The organism is Anabaena sp. CCY 9613 (genome assembly GCF_963920895.1).
Classification (GTDB): domain Bacteria; phylum Cyanobacteriota; class Cyanobacteriia; order Cyanobacteriales; family Nostocaceae; genus Cyanocohniella.
The window spans coordinates 398,287-410,084 of sequence record NZ_CAWUDE010000003.1 but is presented as its reverse complement, the minus strand read 5'-3'; the positions used below and the strand labels follow the sequence as shown (position 1 = coordinate 410,084).

Genomic DNA, 11,798 nt, shown 5'->3' with positions numbered 1-11,798 from the left:
TCACCGCCAAGTCTGCGACTGTGGCGGGAGTACCCTTGCGGAGGTTTAGATGGAAAGTCCTTTTGAGGCTAACCATTCTTGGTTGAATATGCGTGACTGATAGCGGGAGCCACTGTCACATAAAATGGTAGCAATGGTGTGTCCAGGCCCCAACTGCTTGGCTAGGACAACGGCTGCTGCGACGTTAATACCTGTGGAACCACCCATTAACAAACCATCTTTTTGCAGAAGTTGGTAAACAACACGTAAAGCTTCTGTGTCGTCTATTTGAATGGCATCGTCAATTGGTGCGCCTTCCATATTGGCAGTAATCCGACTGTTACCTATGCCTTCAGTGATGGAATTACCTTCTATCTTGATTTCACCAGTTTTGATGTAGCTATAAAGCCCACTACCCATAGGATCGGCAACTACGCATTTTACTGAGGGATTTTGTGATTTTAGGTACATAGAAACACCAGCAAAAGTACCACCAGTGCCTGTTGCAGCAGTCCAGGCATCAATTTTACCATCGGTCTGCGTCCAGATTTCTGGGCCTGTGGTTTCGTAGTGGGCGCGACGGTTGGCTAAATTATCAAACTGATTTGCCCAAATGGCATTTTCTAACTCAGCAGCAATTCTGCCAGATAATTTGACATAATTATTGGGGTCTTTGTACGGGACAGCAGGAACTGGACGAACTTCTGCGCCCAGTGTCGTTAACGCATCGATTTTTTCTTGTGACTGGGTGTTGGGAATAATAATCAGGCATTTGTAGCCTTTGGCATTGCAAATATGTGCTAATCCAATGCCAGTATTCCCAGCGGTTCCTTCTACCACAGTGCCACCGGGTTTAAGTAGTCCTTTTTGTTCTGCGTCTTCGATAATGTAAAGTGCAGCCCGGTCTTTGACGGAACCCCCAGGATTTAGAAATTCTGCTTTACCAAGGATTTCGCAGCCTGTTTCTTCACTGAAGCTATTTAAGCGAATCAGAGGTGTGTTGCCAACGGTGCCGACAAATCCATTTTTGATATCCATTGTGACTGTACCTGAGTTCTTGTCTATAAGAATTTTGGCTTATAGCGGTGGTCAGATTGACAGTTTCTTCAACCAAAATACTCATACGTATGCGATCGCCTGACCAATTCTCATGCTTGGTGGCACGCAAAGATAGTAACTTAGGCTGGGAGTGGGAAGATGAAGGAGATTTGATTTTACCCATGACCAATGACTATCAAGCAATCTTTTAAATGCGAACAATCACAGAAATTAATCAAAAAATCAGCCGTCAACGTGCGGTAGTGTTGACTATTGAAGAGTTAAAGGCCAGAGTTGCAGAAGTCGGTGTAAGTAAAGTTGCTCAAGAAGTTGATGTAATTACAACTGGCACTTTTGAGCCGATGGAATCCAGTGGTGCCATTATTAATCTCGGACACACTGACCCCCCAATTAAAATTCGTCGCTGTTGGATCGATAATGTCCCAGCATATTCGGGGTTTGGTGCCGTAGATTTATACTTGGGTGCCAGTTGTCCTGTAGATGTGATGGATGGAGAGGAAGTGCGGGAACATGGCGGAGGTCATGTAATAGAAGCTTTAATAGCTGGTAAACCTGTGCAGGTTAGAGCGCAAGGTCAAGTAACAGATTGTTATCCACGGGCAACTTTTGAAACTACTGTGACCCGTGAGACGATAAATCAGTTTTATTTATTCAATCCGCGCAATCTTTATCAAAATTTTATCGTAGGTGTGAACGGAGGCGATCGCCCACTGTTTACTTATCTAGGCCCCTTACAACCGGGCTTGGGAAATGCGGTTTATTCTAACCCTGGTGCTGTTTCTCCGCTGTTAAATGATCCTGATTTGCAACTTATTGGCATTGGTACGCGGATTTTTTTAGGTGGTGGTATTGGCTATGTTGCTTGGGAAGGAACTCAGCACTTTCCCTTACAAAAACGGTTGCCTAATCGGACACCCATTGGCCCTGCTGCTACTTTGGCTTTAATTGGTGATGCTAAACAAATGGATGCACGTTGGGTGCGGGGTTGTTATTTTAAAAGTTATGGCCCTTCATTAATGTTGGGTGTAGGTGTGCCACTCCCGGTGTTAAACGAAGAAGTCATTGCCCGTTGTGCAGTCCAAGACAAAGATTTAGTAGCGCCAATAGTAGATTTTTCTATCCCCCGACGTGTGCGTCCTACCTTTGGTTTGGTAAGTTACGCCCAACTCAAGTCTGGGCGTGTCACCATCGAGGGTAAAACTGTACGGACTGCTCCCTTGGCCAGCTTATTTTTTTCTCGGCAAATTGCCACAGAATTAAAACAATGGATTGAAGCAGGTACTTTTTCCCTCACAGAACCAGTTGCACCTCTGCCGATGGAGCGATCGTTTTTACCCCAAGATCGGTGGACAGATTTTTAAGAGTGGGGACTGGGGAATTTATCTTGTTTTAGTGAGTTCAATACTAATTCTGCCGCCAAAATCGGGAATAGGTGCTGCGGGTTTGCTCACAATTACTTGAACTTGTGTAACGCGATCGCAATCTTGGAGAATAGAATCTGCGATCGCACCTACTAACCTTTCCAGCAAAGCAAATTTAGCGGTTTTCACTAAATGTTGTATTGAACTAATGACACTGCGATAATCTAGAGTGTCTTCAATGGCGTCAGTCTTGGCGGCTGTTGAGATATCTAGCCATAACTTCACATCCACCTCAAACCATTGTCCTAAAACTTGTTCTTCTGGTAAGTACCCAGTGTAGCCATAGCAACGAATCCCTGTTAAATGAATGCAATCCATAAGAATTTGAGATTAAATTGAGCAATTTTTCAGCAATACAGACGTAGCACCCAACCCTATTCCCCATTACAGATGCCGATCGCCTATACAAATCTTAATCAACTTTGGGCTGATATCTTAACCGAAACACTCAAGCGTCTGGGATTAAATTGTGCTGTAATTTGCCCTGGTTCACGTTCTACACCTTTAGTGGTGGCCTTTGTCCAGCAAGTACCAGATATTGAAGCTATTTCTATTCTTGATGAACGTTCAGCCGCCTTTTTTGCCTTGGGAAGAGCAAAAGTTACGGGAAAGCCTGTGGTACTTGTTTGCACATCAGGAACAGCCGGAGCGAATTTTTACCCAGCGCTAATTGAAGCCAAAGAAAGTCGCGTACCCCTATTGGTTTTAACCAGCGATAGACCACCAGAATTAAGAGATTGTCACTCTGGACAAACCATAGACCAGGTGAAATTGTATGGTACTTACCCCAACTGGCAAGCAGAGTTAGCCTTACCTGCTCCAGAGATGAAAATGCTAGCTTATCTGCGGCAAATGATAATTCATAGTTGGGAGCGCTGTCTATCACCTATGCAGGGGCCAGTGCATTTAAATATTCCCTTTCGTGACCCCCTAGCACCTATCCCCGATGGCACTGACTTGAGTGATTTACTGTCACAATTTCACCCAGAAGAATTTTTTGCAGCCGTCACACCCATCACTGCATTGCTGCATCACCCCATCATCCCATCACCGTATTACCAAGAATGGCAACAATCTGAGCGTGGCATTATTATCGCCGGTGTAGCCCAACCCCAAGAACCCGAAAAATATTGTCAAGCGATCGCTCAACTTTCCCAAACTTTAAAATGGCCAGTGTTAGCAGAAGGACTCTCCCCTGTCAGAAATTATGCTGATCTCAACCCTTATTTAATTTCTACCTATGACTTGATTTTGCGTAATCCGCAATTAGCAAAACAGCTATCACCAGACATGATTATTCAAGTCGGTGATTTACCTACAAGTAAAGAATTGCGTAATTGGATAGAGACAACAAAAGCTCGACGCTGGGTAATTGACAATAGCTATCAAAATCTTGACCCTCTACATGGAAGGACGATTCATCTACGGATGGGTATTGAGGAGATGGGGGGATGGGGAAATCAGTGGGATAAGGGGGATTCTGATTACCTAAAACAATGGTGTGCAGCCGAAACTGAAGTTAGGGTAGCGGTTGACCAAACTATGGGAAATATGGATGAGTTATTTGAAGGTAAAGCGGCTTGGTTACTTTCTCAAGTGCTACCACCAGCAACTTTATTATTCATTGCCAACAGTATGCCTGTAAGGGATGTAGAGTTTTTCTGGAAACCGAATAATTTAGGAGTGCGATCGCACTTTAATCGGGGTGCTAATGGCATTGATGGTACGCTTTCCACAGCTTTAGGAATTGCCCATCGTCAACAAAGCGCTGTCATGTTAACAGGAGATTTAGCATTATTACACGACACCAACGGTTTTTTAATTAGAAACAAATTTATTGGCAGTCTCACAATTGTTTTAATTAACAACAATGGTGGGGGGATTTTTGAAATGCTACCCATTGCCAAATTTGAGCCGCCTTTTGAAGAATTTTTTGCCACTCCCCAAGATATAGATTTTTCTCAGTTGTGTGCTACATATGGTGTTCAGCATGAATTAGTCACTTCTTGGCAGCAATTACAGCAAAGACTCAATCCTCTTCCAACCACAGGAATTAGAGTATTAGAGTTACGAACAAATCGCAAAGCCGATGCTAAATGGCGACGGGAAAATTTAGGTAATTTTTGCGATTCAATAAAATTATTGCCACCATAAGCGTTTATATATAGGACTTACGCAACTGGTATATTATTTTAAGTTTGTAGTGAGGACTTTAGTCCTCTCTGCGAGACACTCCGTGGTAAGCGCAGCTATGCCCGCTTTCATAATTAAGAATTAAGAATTACGAATTACGAATTACCCAAAGCTAAAACGGCATTTTGACCACCAAAACCGAAGCTAAAAGTTAATACATTTTTAATGTTGTGTTCTCGCGCTGTCGTTACTAAATTCAAATCAAATTCTGGTGTCTGTAAACCCACACATGGAGGTAATATTTTTTGCTGCAAAGCTAATAATGAAAATGCCATACCCAAGGCTCCTGATGCTCCTAATGTATGCCCTGTAGCACCTTTAGTAGAACTGACAGCTACTTTTGGAGGAAACACACTTTGTATAATTTTACTTTCTATGCGGTCATTTAGCTGTGTAGCTGTACCGTGAGCATGAATGTAATCAATATCGTTCGGTGTCAAAGAACTGCGTTTGAGACATTGCTGAATTGCTGCGATCGCACTTTTGCCTTCTGGTTCTGGTTGATTTGGATGATAAGCGTCTGTTGTTAAGCCAAAACCCAATACTTCACCATAAATTCTGGCGTGACGCTGCTTGGCTAACTCTGCTGATTCCAAGACAAACACAGCTGCACCTTCACCTAATACCAAACCTTCCCGATGTACATCAAAAGGATAAGCTCCGGTTTTTGCCAAAGCGCCCATTTGTTGGAACCCCGCTAAAGTCAGAGGTGTAATTGGTGCTTCCACTGCACCTGCGATCGCACGTTGACATTGCCCAGTTTTAATTAGTAAAGCGGCCTGAGAAATGGCCCAAATACCAGTTGCACAAGCAGCCATTGGTGCCAACACAATACTAGATGCACCAATTTGTCTTGCAGCTGCGATCGCATTCATATGTGGTAAAAAATCTAACCAATTTTCTAGTTTTATTTCTGTATTATTACTATAGAGATTTGGGATAGAAATTTCTCGCGCCAGAGATTCCCAAGCACCCTGATGACTGCGACTAGATCCAATTACTACGGCACAATCAGGTAAAGGTGCAATTAATCCAGCATCTTCTAAAGCAGCAGCGACAACCCGCCGTGTCAAATTTTTTAAATTCGTGGGTTCTTGTTCAATTAAACCTAAAGGATATGCTTCTAATTCAGGAAATAGTTGATACCAGCCAATACCAGATTTTCCAGCCAGCAAACTTTGCCAACTATCCTCCAAGCTTGCGCCCAGAGATGAAATTAAACCAATACCAGTGACAACTACCAATGTGGTGATGAAGAAAATGAGAGATATGAGGGGATGGGAGGATGGGATAGGGTGATGGGAAGGACAAGGAAATAAAAAGTATTGTTTTGTTTTTCCCCTTGTCCCCTTGTCCCCAGTCCCCTGTTCCCAAAATTACGGTGTTTTCAAATTCTCAGCACCTTGAGTAACTTTAGCCGATTCAATGCGATCGCCTTGTTGAATTTTGTTCACGACATCTAAGCCTTCGGTGACATTGCCAAATACGGCGTAGTTACCATCTAAGAAAGCATGATCCGCGAGGGTAAAGTAAAACTGTGAAGACGCGGAGTCTGGCATTTGCGATCGCGCCATAGCTACCGCACCCAGTTTATGTTGTAACTCAGGTGGTTGATTGATAGTTTTACCGTAAATCGGTTGTTCTGCACCTTTTGGCTTAATTTCTAAAGGTATGTAACGTTGATTTCCGGTATTGGGATCAACGTAACCACCAGTTCCTAGTCTATTTGCTGGAACTTTGGGGTCTTTACTTTGGGGATCGCCCCCTTGAACTACAAAAGGTTGGGGTTCGCGCACTACGCGATGGAAAACTAACCCATCGTATACGCCCTTTTGAACTAAATCGACGAAGTTGCCAGCTGTAATTGGGGCATTTGTGCCGTCTACCTCGATAGTAATTGGCGAACCGTTAACGGTCATCACCACGGTAGCCATACCTTCGAGGCGTGGTAAATTTTTCATTCCCGGAATACTCTCACTTGTATTTTCTGATACAGATGTTGTCTCAGCATTTGTAGTCGCGTTTGTCTCACCTGCTGTTGCGTTAGGAGAAGAAGAGTTAGAAGTAGCTTCCTCATCAGGTGTACATCCTCCTAACATCAAAGCACCGACTATCAATAGAGCAACTAAAAATTGTGAAACTTTGAACCGCATAGCCAGTTACCAACACAACCAATGTATCTTATCCTGTGATTAGTAATTGGTCATGGGAAAGAAGCAGGGAGGCAGGGTGCAGGGTGCAGGGGGGAAGGCTTTGGACTGGTAACAAAATCTTGATTCCCCATCTAACCAAGTCCCCATCTCCCTGATCTCTGTTACAAACCTTCTAAGGGTACTCCCAAAAACCTGGCTAATTCCGCACCGGTTGTTTCTAACTCCGCTAAAGATAACGGTTGACCCACTCGTGTTAAAGGTATGTCTCGACGACCCTTAACGCGCAGGTAAATAGCCCGACGAGGATTAAGACCTTCTTTAATGTCAATCCTTACAGACTGTACATCTTGGATACGGCTATCAAGTTCGATGCGACGGTTTTTGCCAGGAAAACCCCAACGAAAAATTTTGATACTGCCAGTTTCTTGATTAAAATCGTTGTAGCCGCCGCCTACGTCCCAGAGAATAACTAGCCAGAGGTATAAAGCTAAAAGCAGTCCAGCGCTGCCATATAAGCCCATCACTAGTCCTTGAGGGACGAAAATCAGTTGGGTGGCATCGGTAACTAGGAGTAAATTTACTTTGAGGTAACTAGATATGCCAGCTAACAAAAAGCCTGTAGCTCCTAATGTCACGATAATTGCCCAACAGTAGTTGCTCAACCGACGAGAACCGAGAACATTTTGATGCAGGGTACTTGAAGGATTGCGATCGCCATTAGGTGAGTCGCCTGTGTTAATTGTTGTTGATGCCGTCATGGAACTACCTTGGCCCGTGAGTTCTTCCCTTTCAAAGTCTGCCATTTTGCGAGCTTGTCTTGCAAGTTGTAGGTCTAGACTTGTAAAATTTATGAGAAAAGTTGTGTCAAATTGTTAAAATTCTGATATTCATAATATGTAATAGGTTTGTGTTAAATACCTGATTTACGCAAGTGCATTAGGCAAAAACCCGAACAAATGTGATAAGTTAAGAATCATTAAGTTACCACAAGCTAGATATTTAGCCAATGGTACGTGTAATGGCATAACTCTGAGAAATACCGATTATCAAGATGGTAAACTCTCAGATTCTCAGATGCTGGTAAGCTACTGAGATTGTCAAAAAAAACGTTATTCCTCGTGGTAGTCGCATTCATTCGGTTAAATAATCGATAGCGCTGCTTCCAAGACGTTGCAATTTTAGTAAAAAGAGGATTTTAGTTCAATGACCATCGCAGTAGGACGCGCCCCCAGTACAAGAGGGTGGTTTGACGTACTAGACGACTGGTTAAAGCGCGATCGCTTCGTATTTGTAGGTTGGTCAGGAGTATTATTATTCCCCTGCGCTTACCTAGCACTAGGCGGTTGGCTAACCGGTACAACCTTTGTAACTTCGTGGTACACCCACGGATTAGCCTCATCCTACCTGGAAGGCTGTAACTTCTTGACAGTAGCAGTATCTAGCCCCGCAGACAGCATGGGACACTCCCTGTTGTTACTGTGGGGGCCAGAAGCGCAAGGAGACCTCACCCGTTGGTTCCAACTCGGTGGCTTATGGCCATTCGTGGCCCTACACGGAGCCTTTGCCTTAATCGGCTTCATGTTGCGGCAATTTGAAATTGCGCGGCTAGTAGGCATTCGTCCCTACAACGCCCTAGCATTTTCTGCCCCCATCGCGGTATTCGTCAGCGTATTTCTGATGTACCCCTTGGGACAATCTTCCTGGTTCTTTGCACCCAGCTTTGGAGTAGCAGCCATCTTCCGGTTCCTACTATTCCTGCAAGGATTCCACAACTGGACACTCAACCCCTTCCACATGATGGGTGTAGCAGGTGTACTCGGTGGAGCGCTATTGTGTGCCATTCACGGAGCCACAGTCGAAAACACCTTGTTTGAAGACGGCGAAGCATCCAACACCTTCCGCGCCTTCAACCCCACCCAAGCAGAAGAAACCTACTCAATGGTGACAGCAAACCGTTTCTGGTCACAGATTTTCGGTATTGCCTTCTCCAACAAACGTTGGTTACACTTCTTCATGCTGTTTGTGCCAGTCACAGGCTTGTGGATGGCTTCCATTGGGATTGTCGGTTTAGCGCTCAACCTCCGGGCATATGACTTCGTATCCCAGGAATTGCGCGCGGCTGAAGACCCCGAATTTGAAACCTTCTATACCAAAAACATTTTGCTGAACGAGGGTATCCGCGCTTGGATGGCTCCTCAAGATCAGCCTCACGAACAATTTATATTCCCTGAGGAGGTTCTACCTCGTGGTAACGCTCTCTAATAGACCCAATGTCTTAGGCGGCGGACGTGACCAAGAATCCACAGGTTTTGCCTGGTGGTCTGGTAACGCTCGTCTCATCAACTTATCTGGTAAACTGCTTGGCGCTCACGTTGCCCATGCTGGTTTGATCGTATTCTGGGCCGGAGCGATGACTTTGTTTGAAGTCGCTCACTTCATTCCGGAAAAGCCTATGTACGAGCAGGGCTTGATCCTGCTTCCTCACCTCGCTACTTTAGGCTGGGGCGTTGGTGCTGGTGGTGAAGTCATCGACACCTTCCCCTACTTTGTTGTTGGTGTACTCCACCTAATTTCTTCAGCTGTGCTGGGTTTTGGTGGTATTTATCATGCTGTTCGTGGCCCAGAAACCTTAGAAGAGTATTCTTCCTTCTTTGGTTATGACTGGAAAGACAAGAACAAAATGACCAACATCATCGGCTTCCACCTAATCATCCTCGGATGTGGTGCGTTGCTATTGGTGCTGAAAGCAATGTTCTTCGGCGGTGTGTATGATACCTGGGCACCTGGTGGTGGTGATGTTCGTGTGATTACGAACCCAACACTGAATCCAGCAGTCATCTTCGGTTATTTGATCAAATCCCCCTTCGGTGGCGAAGGCTGGATTGTCAGCGTCAGTAACATGGAAGATGTCATCGGTGGTCACATCTGGGTTGCCTTAATCTGTATTGCTGGTGGTATTTGGCACATCTTTACCAAGCCTTTTGCATGGGCGCGTCGTGCGTTCATCTGGTCTGGTGAAGCTTACCTATCCTACAGCTTGGGTGCATTGTCCTTAATGGGCTTTATCGCCTCCTGTATGGTTTGGTACAACAATACCGTTTACCCCAGTGAATTCTTCGGCCCCACTGGCCCTGAAGCTTCTCAAGCACAAGCTTTGACCTTTTTGATTCGTGACCAACGCTTAGGTGCTAACGTTGGTTCTGCACAAGGCCCTACAGGTCTAGGTAAATATCTCATGCGCTCTCCAACTGGTGAAATCATCTTTGGTGGTGAAACCATGCGCTTCTGGGATTTCCAAGGCCCTTGGTTAGAGCCTCTACGTGGGCCTAACGGTCTTGACCTAGATAAAGTGAAGAACGACATTCAGCCCTGGCAAGCACGTCGTGCTGCTGAATACATGACCCACGCACCTTTGGGTTCCTTGAACTCTGTGGGTGGAGTTGCTACCGAAATCAACTCCTTTAACTATGTATCTCCTCGCGCTTGGTTGGCTACCTCTCACTTCGTGTTAGGTTTCTTCTTCCTCATAGGCCACTTATGGCACGCTGGACGCGCCCGTGCTGCTTCTGGTGGTTTTGAGAAAGGTATCAACCGTGAAACTGAGCCAGTTATGTTTATGAATGACCTTGACTAGGCTGAAAGTTTTCTTTCATCACTGACAATCAAATGCTTTTTTGCCCTTGTGTAAAAACAGGGGCTTTTTTTATATGTTATTGCATATGACACAATCAAAGATATAACATAGCCCACTAAAAGCCATGATAGATGACATGATTTATGGTCATCTGTGATTACATGAAGGTATCAATCTGATGAGTGATTCAAATTTTACAGATGCTTTGCGATGGACAGTAGAAGCTCAGTCCAAGTTAAAAAAGATTCCCTTTTTTGCCCGTTCCCAAGCTAAAGCCCGAATTGAACAGATGGCACGTCAAGCAGAACAAGAGGTGGTGACAGCAGATTTAGTGGAACAAGCTAGACTTGAGTTTGGACAGTAAAACTTGTTTGAATGAGGACTTATGCAAGAACTCTCGAAAACTCTGATGATTTTGCGTAAGTCCTGTGAATAAATTTTTGCCAACATGGATCTCCTGACTTTTGATCAGGAGAACATCAACAAAATATCCTGAGTTAGCTTTCTCCCACATTCATAGCTGATAACATAGCTTGCTGACTTACCTGTTTGTAAACAGTGTCCAAATACTTCATCACCACATCGCTAACAGGTAAATTCATTAAGTTTTCTTCTGTTTTAGCTAAGGGAATTGATCCCAATACATCTAATACTGTTTCGCTACTTGATGGCGTAATCACTACCAAGGAAGACTCTAGTGGTTCATGATATTGCCAGAAATCACCAATCTTTATAGTGTCTTGATGGGGTAAAGCAGGCTGTTCAACATTTGTGACTTCAGGTGTAGTAACTTCAACTTTAGCACCGCGTAAATGACGTAAATTGCTAATAATTTGCTCTTTAGTACGCCCGCGCAATTGAAATAGTACAAAGGGGTCTTCACTGAAGCGATCGCCTAACTGATAATACACCGCTCCAATATGTTTACAGGGGTTGGCTTTATCAGGACAAGAGCATTTGCTATGAACATCTGAAAGTGTAAAGGGAAACAAAGATAGACCATTTTTTGTAAATACTTCTTCGATATTTTGCGGCATTTCTCCAGCTAATAATTTGGCTGCAAAAATAGCCTTTTGGGACATGGTTTCAATGACATAACTCCATTCTTCTTCACTAAAATGGTCAAGGGAAAGAGAAACTTTATAAGGTTCTACTTCACTACCTTGTACTTTAGCTAATACCTTGGCACCTTTAAACTCAATGCTGAGTACATTGCCCTGACGGGAATAATTTCGCGCACGTTCTAAACGCTTTTTAAAGCGATAAGCATCTAGTAATTCTAGCCATTTTTGTGACCACCATTCACGGCTTGCTTGCAGAGTTTCATTAGTCATAATTCGTAATTTTTAGTTCCCTATT

At 44.1% G+C, this 11,798-nt stretch carries 12 protein-coding genes; 6 read left to right on the top strand and 6 right to left on the bottom strand.

What is annotated here, in order from left to right; translation table 11 throughout:
• Positions 1-45: 45 nt before the first annotated feature.
• Entirely contained in the window at positions 46-1,017 is a 972-nt protein-coding gene (locus tag ACM0OT_RS05575; protein WP_414563407.1) for a cysteine synthase A, read from the bottom strand.
• A gap of 56 nt (positions 1,018-1,073) precedes the next feature.
• On the opposite strand from ACM0OT_RS05575, the gene ACM0OT_RS05570 reads away from it, so the two are divergent.
• The gene (locus ACM0OT_RS05570) at positions 1,074-1,229 is read left to right on the top strand and encodes a hypothetical protein (RefSeq protein WP_414563406.1); all 156 of its coding nucleotides are present in this window, start codon (positions 1,074-1,076) and stop codon (positions 1,227-1,229) included.
• Complete coding sequence (locus ACM0OT_RS05565; RefSeq protein ID WP_414563405.1) at positions 1,230-2,399, top strand: homocysteine biosynthesis protein; 1,170 nt, start codon at positions 1,230-1,232, stop codon at positions 2,397-2,399. It abuts the gene before it with no gap.
• Between the two features lie 18 nt (positions 2,400-2,417).
• Here the strand turns inward: ACM0OT_RS05565 and folB are convergent, their stop codons facing one another.
• Positions 2,418-2,777, bottom strand: coding sequence for a dihydroneopterin aldolase (gene folB, locus ACM0OT_RS05560; RefSeq protein ID WP_414563404.1), 360 nt, complete (start codon positions 2,775-2,777; stop codon positions 2,418-2,420).
• A gap of 72 nt (positions 2,778-2,849) precedes the next feature.
• Between folB and menD the strand changes: the two genes are divergently transcribed.
• Complete coding sequence (gene menD / locus ACM0OT_RS05555) at positions 2,850-4,613, top strand: 2-succinyl-5-enolpyruvyl-6-hydroxy-3-cyclohexene-1-carboxylic-acid synthase (RefSeq protein WP_414563403.1); 1,764 nt, start codon at positions 2,850-2,852, stop codon at positions 4,611-4,613.
• A 134-nt stretch (positions 4,614-4,747) separates the two neighbouring features.
• Here menD and ACM0OT_RS05550 read toward each other — a convergent pair whose 3' ends face one another.
• The 3 genes from ACM0OT_RS05550 to ACM0OT_RS05540 all read right to left on the bottom strand — a co-directional run bounded on the left by ACM0OT_RS05550 (position 4,748) and on the right by ACM0OT_RS05540 (position 7,563).
• Positions 4,748-5,896 (bottom strand): beta-ketoacyl-ACP synthase, encoded by a 1,149-nt coding sequence (locus ACM0OT_RS05550; RefSeq protein ID WP_414563402.1) that lies wholly within the window; start codon positions 5,894-5,896, stop codon positions 4,748-4,750.
• Positions 5,897-6,028: 132 nt separating this feature from the next.
• A complete protein-coding gene (locus ACM0OT_RS05545; RefSeq protein WP_414563401.1) occupies positions 6,029-6,805 on the bottom strand; it encodes a peptidylprolyl isomerase in 777 nt (258 codons plus the stop codon).
• A 161-nt stretch (positions 6,806-6,966) separates the two neighbouring features.
• Positions 6,967-7,563, bottom strand: coding sequence for a photosystem I assembly protein Ycf4 (locus ACM0OT_RS05540; protein WP_414563425.1), 597 nt, complete (start codon positions 7,561-7,563; stop codon positions 6,967-6,969).
• A gap of 445 nt (positions 7,564-8,008) precedes the next feature.
• On the opposite strand from ACM0OT_RS05540, the gene psbD reads away from it, so the two are divergent.
• From psbD to ACM0OT_RS05525, 3 genes are all read left to right on the top strand, one after another.
• Complete coding sequence (gene psbD / locus ACM0OT_RS05535; RefSeq protein WP_414563400.1) at positions 8,009-9,067, top strand: photosystem II D2 protein (photosystem q(a) protein); 1,059 nt, start codon at positions 8,009-8,011, stop codon at positions 9,065-9,067.
• On the top strand, positions 9,051-10,439 hold the full coding sequence (gene psbC, locus ACM0OT_RS05530; RefSeq protein WP_414563399.1) for a photosystem II reaction center protein CP43: 1,389 nt from the start codon (positions 9,051-9,053) through the stop codon (positions 10,437-10,439). The genes psbD and psbC overlap by 17 nt, the downstream gene beginning before the upstream one ends.
• A gap of 178 nt (positions 10,440-10,617) precedes the next feature.
• A complete protein-coding gene (locus tag ACM0OT_RS05525) occupies positions 10,618-10,803 on the top strand; it encodes a PCP reductase family protein (protein ID WP_414563398.1) in 186 nt (61 codons plus the stop codon).
• 133 nt (positions 10,804-10,936) lie between these two features.
• Here the strand turns inward: ACM0OT_RS05525 and ACM0OT_RS05520 are convergent, their stop codons facing one another.
• Positions 10,937-11,773: an SWIM zinc finger family protein gene (locus ACM0OT_RS05520; RefSeq protein ID WP_414563397.1), complete on the bottom strand. Its 837-nt coding sequence runs from the start codon at positions 11,771-11,773 to the stop codon at positions 10,937-10,939.
• Positions 11,774-11,798: the final 25 nt, after the last annotated feature.